Annotated in this window: 17 protein-coding genes; 6 read left to right on the top strand and 11 right to left on the bottom strand. The window is 68.4% G+C overall.

Annotated elements, in window-relative coordinates; genetic code table 11:
- A partial coding sequence (locus tag Aco03nite_RS51580; protein ID WP_203810459.1) for a hypothetical protein occupies positions 1–1,348 on the bottom strand: 1,348 nt, incomplete at its 3' end.
- A 155-nt stretch (positions 1,349–1,503) separates the two neighbouring features.
- Here Aco03nite_RS51580 and Aco03nite_RS54995 point away from each other — a divergent pair.
- Positions 1,504–1,683: a helix-turn-helix domain-containing protein gene (locus Aco03nite_RS54995; protein WP_203810465.1), complete on the top strand. Its 180-nt coding sequence runs from the start codon at positions 1,504–1,506 to the stop codon at positions 1,681–1,683.
- Positions 1,684–1,690: 7 nt separating this feature from the next.
- On the opposite strand, the gene Aco03nite_RS51570 is transcribed toward Aco03nite_RS54995, so the two are convergent.
- Positions 1,691–2,290: a nitroreductase family protein gene (locus Aco03nite_RS51570; RefSeq protein ID WP_203810457.1), complete on the bottom strand. Its 600-nt coding sequence runs from the start codon at positions 2,288–2,290 to the stop codon at positions 1,691–1,693.
- A 139-nt stretch (positions 2,291–2,429) separates the two neighbouring features.
- On the opposite strand from Aco03nite_RS51570, the gene Aco03nite_RS51565 reads away from it, so the two are divergent.
- Both Aco03nite_RS51565 and Aco03nite_RS51560 read left to right on the top strand, forming a co-directional pair.
- Positions 2,430–3,638 carry a TolB family protein gene (locus tag Aco03nite_RS51565; protein ID WP_203810455.1) on the top strand — a complete coding sequence of 403 codons (1,209 nt, stop codon included), beginning with the start codon at positions 2,430–2,432 and terminating at the stop codon, positions 3,636–3,638.
- Between the two features lie 62 nt (positions 3,639–3,700).
- Positions 3,701–5,494, top strand: coding sequence for a thiamine pyrophosphate-requiring protein (locus Aco03nite_RS51560; protein ID WP_203810453.1), 1,794 nt, complete (start codon positions 3,701–3,703; stop codon positions 5,492–5,494).
- A gap of 12 nt (positions 5,495–5,506) precedes the next feature.
- Here Aco03nite_RS51560 and Aco03nite_RS51555 read toward each other — a convergent pair whose 3' ends face one another.
- The 4 genes from Aco03nite_RS51555 to Aco03nite_RS51540 form a co-directional block, all read right to left on the bottom strand.
- A complete protein-coding gene (locus Aco03nite_RS51555) occupies positions 5,507–5,827 on the bottom strand; it encodes an STAS domain-containing protein (protein WP_203810451.1) in 321 nt (106 codons plus the stop codon).
- A 61-nt stretch (positions 5,828–5,888) separates the two neighbouring features.
- Entirely contained in the window at positions 5,889–6,311 is a 423-nt protein-coding gene (locus tag Aco03nite_RS51550; RefSeq protein ID WP_239146143.1) for an ATP-binding protein, read from the bottom strand.
- Positions 6,312–6,423: 112 nt separating this feature from the next.
- A complete protein-coding gene (locus Aco03nite_RS51545) occupies positions 6,424–7,215 on the bottom strand; it encodes an inositol monophosphatase family protein (protein ID WP_203810449.1) in 792 nt (263 codons plus the stop codon).
- On the bottom strand, positions 7,212–8,126 hold the full coding sequence (locus Aco03nite_RS51540) for a DUF5919 domain-containing protein (protein ID WP_203810447.1): 915 nt from the start codon (positions 8,124–8,126) through the stop codon (positions 7,212–7,214). The genes Aco03nite_RS51545 and Aco03nite_RS51540 overlap by 4 nt, the downstream gene beginning before the upstream one ends.
- 242 nt (positions 8,127–8,368) lie before the next feature.
- Here Aco03nite_RS51540 and Aco03nite_RS51535 point away from each other — a divergent pair, with 242 nt between their 5' ends.
- The 3 genes from Aco03nite_RS51535 to Aco03nite_RS51525 all read left to right on the top strand — a co-directional run bounded on the left by Aco03nite_RS51535 (position 8,369) and on the right by Aco03nite_RS51525 (position 11,322).
- Positions 8,369–8,653, top strand: coding sequence for a hypothetical protein (locus tag Aco03nite_RS51535; protein WP_203810445.1), 285 nt, complete (start codon positions 8,369–8,371; stop codon positions 8,651–8,653).
- 376 nt (positions 8,654–9,029) lie between these two features.
- On the top strand, positions 9,030–10,544 hold the full coding sequence (locus Aco03nite_RS51530; protein WP_203810443.1) for a sensor domain-containing diguanylate cyclase: 1,515 nt from the start codon (positions 9,030–9,032) through the stop codon (positions 10,542–10,544).
- 370 nt (positions 10,545–10,914) lie between these two features.
- Positions 10,915–11,322: a hypothetical protein gene (locus tag Aco03nite_RS51525; RefSeq protein WP_203810441.1), complete on the top strand. Its 408-nt coding sequence runs from the start codon at positions 10,915–10,917 to the stop codon at positions 11,320–11,322.
- 139 nt (positions 11,323–11,461) lie between these two features.
- Here the strand turns inward: Aco03nite_RS51525 and Aco03nite_RS51520 are convergent, their stop codons facing one another.
- Genes Aco03nite_RS51520 through Aco03nite_RS51500 form a run of 5 tightly spaced genes read right to left on the bottom strand, consistent with a single transcriptional unit; the run spans position 11,462 to position 13,012 of the window.
- Complete coding sequence (locus Aco03nite_RS51520) at positions 11,462–12,109, bottom strand: BBE domain-containing protein (protein ID WP_203810439.1); 648 nt, start codon at positions 12,107–12,109, stop codon at positions 11,462–11,464.
- Positions 12,110–12,247 (bottom strand): hypothetical protein, encoded by a 138-nt coding sequence (locus tag Aco03nite_RS51515; RefSeq protein WP_203810437.1) that lies wholly within the window; start codon positions 12,245–12,247, stop codon positions 12,110–12,112.
- Positions 12,248–12,294: 47 nt separating this feature from the next.
- Positions 12,295–12,645: an alpha/beta fold hydrolase gene (locus Aco03nite_RS51510; RefSeq protein WP_239146142.1), complete on the bottom strand. Its 351-nt coding sequence runs from the start codon at positions 12,643–12,645 to the stop codon at positions 12,295–12,297.
- Positions 12,642–12,797 (bottom strand): hypothetical protein, encoded by a 156-nt coding sequence (locus Aco03nite_RS51505; protein ID WP_203810435.1) that lies wholly within the window; start codon positions 12,795–12,797, stop codon positions 12,642–12,644. Before Aco03nite_RS51505 ends, Aco03nite_RS51510 begins: the two co-directional genes overlap by 4 nt.
- Before the next feature lie 32 nt (positions 12,798–12,829).
- Positions 12,830–13,012, bottom strand: a complete 183-nt coding sequence (locus Aco03nite_RS51500) for a hypothetical protein (RefSeq protein WP_203810433.1) — start codon at positions 13,010–13,012, stop codon at positions 12,830–12,832.
- Positions 13,013–13,321: the final 309 nt, after the last annotated feature.

Here is a 13,321-nt window from a genome sequence, read left to right as displayed (position 1 = left end):
CCGCGACGTGTTCCCGCATGCCGAGGTGCCGGACGGCGTCGGCCAAGACGCCGCGGGTCGCATTGGACAGCCTGCGGTTCCAGGCTTTCGAGCTGCCCGGGGCTTCCATGGAGGTCAGGTCTTCGAGGTAGACGACGGTGGCGCCGGCGGCGTGGGCCTGGTCGATCAGCCACCGCGCGGCCGACCAGGCCAGCGCCCGGCCGAGGTTCCGGATCCGGGCGCAAACCTGTTGGTGCTCTCGCCGGAGTAGGTCGAGTTTCGCCGTGGATGCGGGGTCGAGGCCGGAGTGCCGGCCGGCGGCGAGCCTCTCCAGGTGGGTGATCTTCGTCTGCAGGGTTTCGCGATGCTGGCGCAGCCGGTCGAGTTTGCGCGACACCCCCGCCGCGTCAAACCGCAACGCACGCCCGGAACACACGACTGTGTCGTCCGGCCCAGGTTCTGCCACGACGGCGGTGAGCAGGGTGTTGTAGCCCCAGTCCGCACCGATCGCCCGCGTGTGCCCGGCCAGCGGCGCCGCCTCGACCACCGAATCGAACGGCAGGTCGAAACGGACCTTCCCATCGCGGGGCCGCAAGGTGGGGGTACACAGTTTCATTGTCGGGCCGACGGTCGGCGGGAGCGGCACAATAATGTCGTGCCAGGCCCAGTCGCGATACGAGACCGGGGCAGGAACCATCGGGAGTTGCACCCACAACCTGGCCCGGTATCCGTCGAGGCGTTCGACGCGCACGAGTTGCCGGTCCGCGGCCGCGAGCAACACCTGAGCCGGAATGGCCGGCGGGGTTTCGAGTTCGGTGAACCCGTCCGGCAGACGCCCGTGGCGGGCGACGAAGGATGCGATCTGCCGGGTCCGGTTACGGACCGTGGCATTGTCCGTGCCGGCGGGCAGGTGCCGGCGCAGCAGAGCCCACTCGTCGGCGGTGCGGCGCCGTGGGTCAGCCGGCCAAGCGGCGACGATCGCGGCGGTGACGGCACGCCGGTGCAACGCCAGCCGTAACGCCCGGGCGGTCTCCTCCCCAGCCGCCCGGCGAACCCGGTCCGGCACTCGCAAACCCGCCGGCGCCAGCGGGGTCCAGCCGAGCCGGCGCAGCGCCATCCACCCCTTCGGCGGCAGCCTCCTACCCTCAGCATCGACACCGGACGCGAGCTGGTCGAGATGCTGTTCGGTCCACACCGATGTCAGCAGCCCGCTGGCGAGTTGCTGAACCAGCATGGTCAGAAACCCGGTACGTTCCAGCAGCACCCGCCGGCTCACCGGCTGCTGCAGCCCCGGTTTCTCCGGCGTCCCGAACACCACCCGGGCCGCGCCGGCGGTGCAGGTCGCGGTCGCGGTCAGCGTGACCGTCACGACAAAGCCCTGGTGCCGAACCGGCGCTCCCGGCCGTCGTCCGCCCGCCGCCGCACCGTGACCGGATGCGCCCCGACATACCCGACAGCCGGAGCCAGACGAACAAGAGCCACGAAAACACACTAAAACCCACGACCGCTTAACAAAAGGCCCGCCTGTGCCAAACCCTGGCCCGCGACGCACTACGCCGCAACACCCGTTCCATCTCCGAACTGGCCGCCGCCACCGGCTATGAATCCGAGAGCGCCTTCAGCACCGCCTTCCGCCGCGTCAACGGCGCCTCCCCCAAACAGTTCCGCGACAGTGCCGCAGCCACCGGCCCGCTGAGACGCTGATATCGGCTCAGGCGAGGCGGGTGACCAGTTCGTCGAGGGGTTTACGGCGGCGGGCCAGTGCGGCCCTCGGCACGGCCGGGTCGTCGGCGGCGTAGCCGAGTGTCACCACGCCGGTGAGGCTGACATCGTCGGGTAGTGCGGCGACAGCGGCCAGAGCGGCGAGTTCCTCCGGGGGAGCGGGGCTGTAGAAACCGGTGGCCAGCCCCTCGTTCGCGGCGGCCAGCTGCAGCAGCACGAGCAGGGCCCCGGCGTCGAACCACCAGAACGGCACCGGCCACGGGATTTCGCTGTCACCCTCCGCCAGCTTGTCACCTTCCTGGTAGCGCTCGTGATAGGACGCCTCACGCACCCCGAGCACAAGCTGCACCGGCGCCTGCGAGATCCACGGCTGGTGGCCGTTCTCCAGATACCAGGGCTCGGCGATCGCCGCCAGCTCCGCCCGTTTCGCCGCGCCGGTGACCACCACGATCCGATGGCCCTGGGCGAACCCGTCACTCGGTGCGCGGCGCACCACACCGACCACACGCTCCAGCGCGTCCTCCGGAACCGGATCCGGACGGTAGGCGCGAACCATGCGACGCCCTCGCAACACCTGACCGAACTCCATCAGCGCTCCTCCTCGAAACCAGAGGCATTCATCAAAGCTGATACCTTTGCCCGGCAACATCAAACGGGGGAAGGAAACACCAGCTATGCGCCGTACGCTGTCCGCAAGCTTTTGCAGTCTCGCCGTCACCGGCGGGCTCGTGATCGCACTTCCGGTGCCCGCCCGCGCCGCTGTCGTCGGCACCGAGTTGGTCTCGGTCGCCGCGGACGGCACCCAGGGCAACGAGAGCTCCATCGTGCCGTCCGTCGACGCCGCCGGCCGGTTCGTGGTGTTCCAGTCGGAGGCATCGAACCTGACGCCCGGCGACACCAACGGCAAGCAGGACGTCTTCCTCGCCGACCGGGACACCGGCTCGCTGGAGTTGATCTCCCAGAGTGCGGCGGGCGACTCCGGCGGTGCCAGGATCAGCGCCGACGGCCGATTCGTCACCTACGACTCGTGGGTCGGCACGAGCGCCGAGCGTCCGAAGATCTACGTGTACGACCGGATCGCCGGGCAGACCGAGCAGATCCCGGTCGGGTCGCGGGGCGGCATGTTCCCCAGCATCAGCGGCGACGGGCGGTATGTGACGTTCCGATCCGGCTCCGAGGACATCGTGCCGGACGCCAACGGCTGGTACGACGACATCTTCCTGCACGACCGCCAGACCGGCGGGACGAGGATCGTCTCCACGTCCGCCGACGGCACGCAGGCGGACGCGTCCAGCTCGGACGGTGTTCTCACCGCCGACGGCCGGCACGTCGCGTTCGCCTCACGTGCCGCGAACCTGGTGCCCGGCGACACCAACGACGTGGAGGACATCTTCCTCAAGGACCTGACCACCGGCGGCATCCAGCGGATCACCGTGACCAGCGCCGGCACACAGCTGACCGACTTCTGGATCTACAGCGACCCGTCGCTCAGCGCCGACGGCCGGTATGTCAGCTACTCCACCACCGGCGGGTTCGACCCGGCCGACGGCAACGACGAGATCGACGTCTACCTGCACGACGCCGTCACCGCCGAGTCCACCCTGGTCTCCCGGCGCGCGAACGGTGAGCCCCTCAGCTCGGGCTGGGCGTCCTCCCCGGCGATCAGTGGCGACGGCGGTTCGATCGCCTTCTGGTCCAACTCCAGCCAGGTCGTCACCGGTGACACCAACTGGACCGGAGACCTTTTTGTGTACGACCGGGCGAGCGCCGTCACCGAGCGGGTGTCGCTCACCAGCGCGGGTGCCGAGGCAGAAGGCTCGGACAGCGGCGTGCTCAGCCATGACGGCCGCCTGGCCGTCTACCGCTCGAGCGCGACGAACCTCGTCCCGAACGACACCAACGGCAAGGACGACATCTTCGCGACCCGCCGCTGGTGAACCCGGGGGTTGAGCGTCCTCGCCGCGGGTAGTCAGCGGCCTTCGGCGAGGGAGGGCTAGCGATGGCTGAGCGCACGGTGTCGGACGTGGTGGTGGACCGCTTGGCCGCCTGGGGTGTCGAGCGGGTCTTCGGATACTCCGGCGACGGGATCGACGGGGTGATCGGCGCGCTGCGTCGTGCCGGGCGGCCGGAGTTCGTGCAGGCCCGGCACGAGGAGGCGGCGGCGTTCATGGCGGTGGGCCACGCCAAGTACACCGGTGGCCCCGGTGTGTGCCTGTCGACGCAGGGGCCCGGCGCGGTACATCTGCTGAACGGTCTCTACGACGCCAAGCTCGACTCCCAGCCGGTGGTGGCGATCGTCGGCCAGCAGATGTCCTCGGTTCTGGGTAGCGCGTACCAGCAGGAGATCGATCTGGTGCGGTTGTTCGGTGACGTGTGTGCGCAGTTCGTGCAGCAGGCGAGCACCCCGCAGCAGGTGCCGATGCTGCTCGACCGGGCGTTCCGTACCGCTCTGGCGACGCGCAGCCCCACGTGTGTGATCCTGCCGCACGACGTGCAGGCGGCACCGGCTCCGGACCCGCAGGAGCACGAGCACGGTGTGCTGGTGACGAGCCCGGGACTGCGCCCGGCCCGGGTGGTGCCGCGGCCGGAGGATCTGCGGGAGGCGGCCGGGGTGCTGGCCGCCGGCGAGCGGGTGGCGATCATGGTGGGGCAGGGGGCGTACGGCGCACAGCGGGAGATCGTGGAACTCGCCGGCCGGCTCGGCGCCGGGGTGACCGCCTCGTTGCTGGGCAAGCCGGTGCTGGACGAGACACTGCCGTGGCACACCGGGGTGATGGGACATCTGGGGACCACGGCGAGCCACGAGCTGATGCGCGAGTGCGACACGCTGTTGCTGGTGGGCACGAACGACCCGTGGACCGAGTTCTACCCGGCGCCCGGGCAGGCCCGGGCGGTGCAGATCGACATCGACGGGCGGCGCCTCGGCGTACGGTATCCGGTCGAGGTCCCGCTGCTCGGCGACGCCGCCGAGACACTGCGTGAGCTGCTGGAACTGTTGCCCGCGCGTCCCCGCAAGGCCTGGAGCGACCGGGTCGGGGAGTCGGTGCGCCGCTGGCACCGGATCGCGGAAGATCGGGCGGCCGCACCCGCCGAACCACTGAATCCGCAGCACGTGGTCCGCTGCCTGTCCGACCGGCTACCCGGAGATGCTCAGGTCGCCGTCGACGTCGGATCGGTCGTCTACTGGTACGCCCGGCATCTGCGCCTGCCGCCCGGGGTTCCGGCGCACCTGTCCAGCACGCTGGCCTCGATGGGCTGTGGTCTGCCGTACGGCCTGTCCGCGAAACTGGCCGCCCCGCAACGCCCGGTCGTCGTGCTCAGCGGTGACGGCGCGATGCAGATGAGCGGGCTCGCGGAGTTGGTGACGGTGGCCGCCCGGTGGCGGGACTGGGCCGACCCACGGTTCGTGATCTGCGTACTCAACAATCGTGATCTTGCCGAGGTGAGCTGGGAGCAGCGGGAATCGGAAAGCGAGCCCCGGTTCCCGGCGTCGCAGGATCTGCCGGACGTGCCGTACGCCCGGTACGCGGAACTGCTCGGTCTGCGGGGCCTGCGCGTCACCGCACCGGACGAGATGGCCGGCGCCTGGGACACCGCGCTGGCAGCCGACCGGCCCGTACTGATCGAGGCTCTGGTCGACCCGGCGGTCCCGTTGCTGCCGCCCGGCCAGCCGTACGAGAAGGTGCGGGGTATGTATTCGGGTCTGGCCGCGGAGGACGGGGAGCAGGCCCGCCGGGCCGAGGCCCACCTGCGCCGGGAACGCGCCGGCGAGGGCTTCGACGACCCGCGATGAGCGCCGGCCGGTTCAGGCGCAGAGGACCTCGGACAGGCCGGTGACGTCGAGGACCTGCTGGACGATGCCGTGGGCGTTGATCACCGTGAAGCTGCGCTGTGCCGTGCCGGCCGCCTCGTATCCGGCGACGAGGTTGGCGACGATGTGCGAGTCGATGAAGCCGGTGTGTTCCAGATCGACGACGACGTGATCGGTGCCCGGCAGCAGGACGGCCTCACGGAGGCTGGTGATCAGCGCGTCGCCGATGCTCATGTCGAAGTCGCCGGTCAGGATCACCCGCACCGTGCCGGTGGGTGTCCGGTCGTGGGTGATGGTGTGAGAGGGGGTGGTCACCTGCAGTGTCTAGCACAGAGGTGCGACAGGAAACCTGTCGGCGACCTGTGAATGTGTCAGCTCAACGGAACGCCGCCCAGACGTGTTTGAGGTCTCCGTCGACGTACCAGCAGACGTCCTCGGCCATGGCGAGGGCGATCCGCAGGCCGCGACCACCGGTTTGCAGACCCCGTTGCGGGCCGGGCTGCCGCGGGATGCGTTCGGTGGCGTGGTCGCTGACGTCGAGGATGTAGCAGTCGTCGTCCCTGAGTAGCCGTACCGTAACGGGAGGTTTTCCGTGCCGCAGCGCGTTACCGGCGAGCTCGGTCATGACAAGTCCCATGGTCTCGGCCGTGACGACCGATGCCGGGTCTTTCCCGTGCGCGGACGCGAAATAGCCGAGGATTCCCTCGCGAACCTTGAACAGATCTTTGTCGTCGGCGAGCTGCCAGGTGAGCTCGGCTCGGGTGTGCGCGGGCAGCGCAAACATCCGCAGTGGGCTCATGGCGCTCTTGATGCCCTACGGCCGGTATTGAAAACCCTGATCCCAAAGATGCGAGCAATGTTCTTGTTCCACCGACGGCGGCGTTCACCTCCCCACCGATTTGGGAGCGCGATCATTCTTCCGAATGGCTGACGATTTCAAGAAGCGCGGGGAGAAGCTCGACGTTCGCTGCGATGGTCGCACCCGATGCGATCGTATGAGGTGATCCGTCTCGGTCGGCGACGACAGCGCCAGCTTCGCGAGCGATGATGACACCGGCTGCCGTGTCCCACGGTTTGTTGGCCAGCATGACGACGGCATCGACTCTGCCTTCGGCCAGCCACACGAGATCGATGGCGGCTGAGCCGTGCATACGGATGCGTTGCACGTCGGCGGCGAGTCGCCGGGTCAGGGCGAACCTGTCCCGGTTCTTCTCGGCGGAATCCGCACCTACGGCGTAGTCGCCGATGGCGACGACAGCCTCGCTGATCCGCCGTGTCGTGCTCACGGTGATGACCTCGCCGTCGGCGTGAGCGCCGATGTCCTCTGCTGCGGAGTACCTGGTTGCGAGGAAGGGCAGGTCGATGACGCCCAGGACGGGCCGGTTCCCGGCGATGAGTCCGAGCGAGATGGCGCAGAGCGGCGAGCCATGGATGAAGTTGACGGTGCCGTCGACCGGATCGAGCGCCCACGTCAGACCGGTGTCGGCGCCCGTGATGCCGTGCTCCTCGCCGAGGAACCCGATGCCCGGCGTCTGCTCGGCGAGGAAAGCGCGAACCTGGTCCTCGATCGCATAGTCGACCTCGGAGGCCATGTCGCGGTCGCCCTTGGCGGTGAGCGTGCCCGGCTGCATGGTGCGCATGACGTCCCGGGCGAGATCGACGGCCCGGTGTGCGATCGGAAGCAGGTCCGCGTAGTCGGTCATCGGGGGTGGCCACCACTCCAGAGTTCGTCGAAGGTGCGTTCGTACACGTGGTACAGCCCGGCAGCCGTCCACCGCTTCCTGATCACCATCGTGGGGGACTCGACGCCGCGCGCGTACGGCAGGTACTGCTGCGCGATGCAGAGCGAATCGTTGATCAGGGTGATGTTGACACTGATCGTCTGGTCGTAGGTGGCGACCTCGATGCGGTCCCGGATGTCGGCGGGCAGCCGGTCGCGTACGCGCAGAACGCCTTGCAGGTTGAGAACGGTCAGAGCCCCGAGAGTTCCGGCCGTCATGCCCTCCTCGAGTTCGCGCTGCCGGATCGCGGTGCCAGCCGGGTCGAGGAAGAGCAGGCGCAGCCGGGCACCGTCCTCGGCCAGCTTGGCGAGGCGGCTGTCGGCGTACTGCTGGCAGATCAGATTGAGGGACAGCCCGGCGGCACGAACAGCGGTGGCGCCGTCGAAGAGGGCATGCGGCGGCATGCTGGAGGTGAACTCCGACCTGCTCGGGTAGACCGCTTCCACGTCGGCGAATCGCTCGGCCGAGACGTCGTCGGCGAGGGCCTGGAGGTGGGGACCGGCGGACACACCACTGGTCGCCGCCGGGATGGTGCCGTCGCTGCGACTGCCGAGCAGGAGCACGGCACGGGCCTCGGCCGGCATGCGGAGGCCAGTCGCGATACGTGTCATCACGTCGATGCTGCTGACCCGGCGGCTACCACCGACGATCTCGCTGACCTGGGCCTGGCTGAGACCGACTGCGACACCGAGATGAGTTTGGCTGACTCGCGTCTCGCGCTGAACAAGGCGGAAGATCTGGGCGATGTCACGGGCGGCGAGAGCATCGAGCATGCCGTCGGGGTCCCAGAGATGAGGCGGGACGGCGAAGGTCGGCGCTGAGCGGCTACTCATAGGGACCTCCCGAGGCTGCTGTCGCTCATCCGGTCGCCGGATGAAAGCTACTCCTCAATGGACTACCGCGGATGATGGGTTGTTCGGCGCCGGGCGGCCAGTATCGGTACATGGCCAACCCCTCAGGGGACTGCTTCCCGGATCTGGCTCGGGCTGCCTGAGGAAGCGCCTCTCGTACCCCCGCGCACTTGTCAGCTCGCAGTTCAGTGGACAAGGCGCGGGCCCGACACCCTGGAGACTCAGTGACCATGCAGACGAGCGAGAACACCGCAGTCGGCCAGGCCGCGGTGGCTGGAGTGCTTGACCCGAACCTGGTGACGTTGACCCCATCGTCGCTCATTGGCTTCATGATCCTTTATCGGGGCGTCCTGATGGGTTGGCTCCAGCAGGACGGCACCCACTGGAACGCTTACGCGCCGACGAAGCCTCCGAACGCAGGCGAACATCTAGGTATTTTCGCGTGCCGGGATCGAGCTGTTCGACAGGCATTCTCCCCTGCTGTACGCCAACCGGCACTGGCTTCGTGACATGTCGAAACCGGTGCCTGGTACGGCATTCCACCTTCCTGCTCGACCGTCATGGACCTGTCGAGCCTGTGCAGGCCCGTGGCCGTGCTCTGCGGCCCGCGTGTCACTGCTGGAGGAATTCCGGAACTTCCCGTCGGCACTGACGATCTACCTAGCAGTGCAGATGTGGGATGCGATCCGTGACGATCCGCTACGCCCCTGCGACGCAGCATCAGACTTCCATGAGCGGTTCATCGCATGGGCGCACAGCGGCCCTGAGCCGGATACCAGTCTGGCGAGGTAATCCAGCGATGGGCCGCGGGTTCGCTACCGTTTTCGGTGGGCTGGATCAGCGCTGGGGCTCAGCAGGACAGCTGTCGCGTCCGATCAGAGAGGTGTGAGGGCTTGGATCCGTGCGGTCGTGCCGGACGTGCAGCTGCCGGATGCGGCGTTCGCTGCCCGGCACCGTGCCCTGCGGATCGTGTTGACGCTGCTGGTTCCGGTGCTCGTGGCGATGGCGGCGTTCCGGGACCGGATCGCCCAGATGATCGACGGGCCGCATGCGCTGCACACACACGGTGTGGTGATCATGTGGGCGATGGTGGTGGCGACCGGGATCTGCGCCGCCGTGGCGAACCTCGTCGACGCGCGCCGGGCCGGCTCGCTGGTGGTGTCGCTGGGGCTGCTGCTGGGGTCGGCGGCGCTGGTGCACGCCGGTGGCGGTCTGACCGATCTGCACTTCGGCTTCTTCATCGTGCTCGGGCTGATCGGCCTGTACCAGGAATGGCTCACTCTGGTGCTGTCGGTGGCGCTGGTCGCGGTCCATCACATGGTCGTCGGCACCCTCGTACCCGAAATGGTCTTCTCCGATCCCCGGGCCTGGGAACATCCGGTCTTCTTCGGCCTGCTGCACGCGGTGCTGGTGCTCGCGATGTGCGCGGTGCAGCTCGCCTACTGGCGTTTCATCAGCCAGGCGAACGCCGAGACACGCCGGGTGGAGGAGGACGCGGCCGAGCAGCTGCGCCGCCGGGAGGAACGGTACCGGGCGCTGGTGCAGGACTCCTGCGACGTGATCAACGTGGTGGGCCGGGACGGGGTGATCGACTCGGTCAGCCCGGCCGCGCTGGCGGTGATGGGGTACCGGCCGGAGGACCTGGTCGGCTCCGACTACTTCCAGCTGATCCATCCGGACGACGTGGGCGCGATCCGGGCGTGCTGGGACGGCGGCGCCCTGGAGCAGCGCACCGAGGTACGCACCCGGCACGCCGACGGCAGCTGGCACTGGCACGACGTGACCCTGCGTGACCTGACCGGGCAGCCGGCGGTCGCCGGGTTCGTGGTCAGCCACCGGGACGTGACAGAACGCCGCGAGTTCCAGGACCTGCTGCAGCACGAGGCCGCCCACGACGTGCTGACCGGCCTGCTCAACCGGGGCGCGCTGGTGCGGGCGCTGGAACAGGCGCTGGCCGCCCTGACCGATGGTGATCGGCTGGCGGTTCTCTTCATCGACCTCAACGACTTCAAGCCGATCAACGACACCCACGGTCACCAGGCGGGCGACACCGTGCTGGTCGCGGTCGCGCACGCGTTGCAGCGGTCGGTGCTGGGCTCGGACACGATCGGCCGGCTGGGCGGCGACGAGTTCGCCGTGGTGCTGCACCACATCGCCTCGCTGGACAACGCGATCGCGGTGGCGACCCGGATCCTCGCCGCGATGGCCGAGCCGGTCGAGGTCCCCGGCACCACGATCCGCTGCCGCGGCAGCATCGGCATAGCGGCGAGCGACCCCGGCGGCGGCGCCGACACCGACGAACTCCTGCACCGCGCCGACGCCGCGATGTACGAGGCCAAACGCGCCCGCGACACGGGCTGGGCGGTCTACGGCGAGGAGATCCTTTCCGGTACGCCGTGACACCGGCACCTGCGTCCCGTGCCCGAGCAGCAGCCCTCTGTGGCGGGGTCGGTAACCGCTGGCGCAGCACGATGCCCGAACACGGGATGCCGATCGCCTCGGTGCGGATCCCGGCGGTGCCGGAGCGCCGGTGAGGCTGTCCAGTTGGTCGCCATGGGCCCCCGCACCGGAAGACCTTGGGTTCGTTGCCGATCCGTAATGGAATATCGGTCAATGGGCGAAGAAGTTCTCAGGATGTGCCTATCGACCCCATCATGCTGCCCGATTCGGAGTCCTCTTCTGTTGGTCGTCCGATTTTCAAATCTCTACCGGAAGCAGGCTAGAAGGGGGTGTGCAATCGTCTGTCGTGAGCCCGAAAAAGGAGACGGCAATGCTTGAAATTACGAACCTGCGGATCTTTTCAAAGATTCGTCACGAATTTCCCGGTCGATACCAGGGCTGCCTTCTGGTGGGCGTGGTCCAAGAAAAAGCTGAGATCATATTCGGTACGCCATGGGGCTCGGAGGAAGAGGCCGAGCGCTCCCTGAATGCCCGATACGCCGCACTGGTGGCCGGCTCCCGGAGGTGGGACAACAGGCGTATCGAAGGAATGATGGAGCTCGACAATCTGCTGAGCCTCTGCGGCGAACGCAACACTCTGCTGGATGATCTGGCCGCCCGCGAGGACGACCTGCTCGACGACGTGCTCAACGAAATGTCATCGGACCTGCTCGGCACGCTGATCGACCGCTCGATCCGGCGCCTGATGAACATCGCCGGCGCCGACGAGTTCCTGTAGCCCGTCACCTTGCCGCAGACGGCCGGGCGCTGGCTGAACGGCTGATGCGATGCGAACCGTAGCGATGAATTGTGTGCGCCGCCCGAGACGTTCATGACCGGGTGCCCGAATCGGCCGCAATTCTTGTCGGACCCGGCTCTTACGGTCCGGCCGAAGTGATCGCAGACATCCCGCGTGCCGCGTTCTGCGTGGCGCCTGTCCTGAGGAGGACGACATCAGCAGGAAGAACCTCGAGATCCGGGTACGGGACCTGGAAGCACACGCCTTCCGCACGAACTGCCGGCTCATCGAACTCGAATACCTCGTGGCGGAACTGACCGGCACCGACGCCGATCAGGTGACCGCCGTAGCCAGGACGGAATCGTTCGAGCAGCGGACGGACCGGATCAGAGCGGCGCTGGAGAAAGCGATCCGGGACGGCCGGACCGGAATCGCCCAGGACGGCGCCGAAACCGCTGCCGCCCGTGCCGATGAACCTGGTGACGGCCCAGCGTAAGTCTTCCGCAACGCAGCATGGCTGGAATCGCCATCCTTGAGGACGGCTTGGATGTCGACGGGAGCACACCATGCCGGTCCAGCCCGAACGGGCTGGACCGCCATGGTGTTTCCAAACGGTTGGCGTGATGTTGTGGTTGATGCGGAACAGGTTGTCCGGGTCGTAGCGGTGCTTGACTCCCGCCAGGCGGTTCCAGGATTCGGTGGGGAAGGCCAGTGCGGCGTCCTCGCCGGTGAACATGAAGTTCAGGTACCGGCGGCCGGTCGACCACGAGGCCAGCGCGTCCACCACCTACTGTTCGTAGGCGTGCAGGACCGCGGCGTCGGGCGGGCCGCCGGCCGCGACCAGGAACACGTTGACCAGCGCGTCGTCGTCGCGGTTGCCCACCGCGTTCGGCACCTGGGCGGGCCGGCTGAGCGCCCCGCCCATGTGCCGGATCTCCGCCAGGACCAGCGGGGAACCGGAATCCGGGCCGGTCAGGCGCAGGAACTCGTCGACCGCCTCGGCGGGCAGCTCCCGCCCGGCCCGTCACCGGCCGGCGCGTCACTCTTGCCGGCGCCGCGCAGGTCCGGGGCGATCACCGTGTACCGCTCGGCCAGCGCGGGCATGATCTTGTGCCACCCGTACCAGGTCTGCGGGTAGCCGTGCACCAGCACCAGCGTCGGCCCGTGACCGGCGCGCACATAGTTGATGTCGACCGACCCGACCTGAACCTTCTGCTCGGTGAACCCGGCCGGAACCCGGTCACCCGCACTGGCCGCGGCCGGAACCACGAAGGCCACGGCCGCGATCAGGGCTGCCGCCACTCCTGCCATCAACGTCTTCACTGATTCTGTCCCTTCAGCCAGGTCAGCGTGGTCTCGGCGACCCCGCGCCAACCGGAGTCGATGGTCAGCGAGTGGGCCCGGTCCGGGAAGTCGACGATGTCGGTGACGGCGTGCGAGTGCCGGTACTGCTTGAGCGTCGACCGGACGACCACCTCCGGAACCGTGTGGTCACGACCGCCGGCGATCAGCAGCAGCGGGCCCCGGCCACGTCACCGGCGGCCAGCAGGTCGCGGACCTGCTGGCCGCCGCGGGCGTTGTCGAGCGGCACCAGCATGCGCCGGCCCCACATGCGGCCGTGGAACAGAGCGGCCTCGGCCTGCCGGCCGGAAGGGATCTTCGCTGCGGGTACGCCCAGTGCGTCCAGCATCCGGGTCAGGGCGTCGCCGGGATTCCATCACCCGGCCGGCCGGAGCGGTCGATCCCCAGGACAGTCCCACGTCACTGCCGACCGTAGGGAGTTCTTTGCGGGAGATCTGTCGGTGTGAGCGCCGTCGCGGTACCCCGATTTGGTGTTGCTGGGCGGGGCTTGTAATGTTTACCGGGCCGCCAGGGAGACGGGCGAGCGAGCGGGACCGGTGATCGGGCTCGGCGCGGCCGTCCTGGAGGAAACCCTTAAGCTTTACCAAGCGGTCTTCGGGTCGCGTGGTTTTGGGTGCCTGTGCAGTTTCGGTGGTGG

Source organism: Actinoplanes couchii, assembly GCF_016862075.1.
Lineage (GTDB): Bacteria > Actinomycetota > Actinomycetes > Mycobacteriales > Micromonosporaceae > Actinoplanes > Actinoplanes couchii.
The sequence above is the reverse complement of the archived record's forward strand: the minus strand, read 5'-3'. Positions and strand labels throughout refer to the sequence as shown.

What these genes read in the sequence shown, in the direction of transcription:
- Aco03nite_RS51570 (WP_203810457.1), bottom strand. Translation starts at nt 2,290, where the DNA reads ATGGAGTTCGGTCAGGTGTTGCGAGGGCGTCGCATGGTTCGCGCCTAC.
- Aco03nite_RS51560 (WP_203810453.1), top strand. Translation starts at nt 3,701, where the DNA reads ATGGCTGAGCGCACGGTGTCGGACGTGGTGGTGGACCGCTTGGCCGCC.
- Aco03nite_RS51550 (WP_239146143.1), bottom strand. Translation starts at nt 6,311, where the DNA reads ATGAGCCCACTGCGGATGTTTGCGCTGCCCGCGCACACCCGAGCCGAG.
- Aco03nite_RS51540 (WP_203810447.1), bottom strand. Translation starts at nt 8,126, where the DNA reads ATGAGTAGCCGCTCAGCGCCGACCTTCGCCGTCCCGCCTCATCTCTGG.
- Aco03nite_RS51525 (WP_203810441.1), top strand. Translation starts at nt 10,915, where the DNA reads ATGCTTGAAATTACGAACCTGCGGATCTTTTCAAAGATTCGTCACGAA.
- Aco03nite_RS51500 (WP_203810433.1), bottom strand. Translation starts at nt 13,012, where the DNA reads ATGCTGGACGCACTGGGCGTACCCGCAGCGAAGATCCCTTCCGGCCGG.
- Aco03nite_RS51515 (WP_203810437.1), bottom strand. Translation starts at nt 12,247, where the DNA reads ATGGGCGGGGCGCTCAGCCGGCCCGCCCAGGTGCCGAACGCGGTGGGC.
- Aco03nite_RS51545 (WP_203810449.1), bottom strand. Translation starts at nt 7,215, where the DNA reads ATGACCGACTACGCGGACCTGCTTCCGATCGCACACCGGGCCGTCGAT.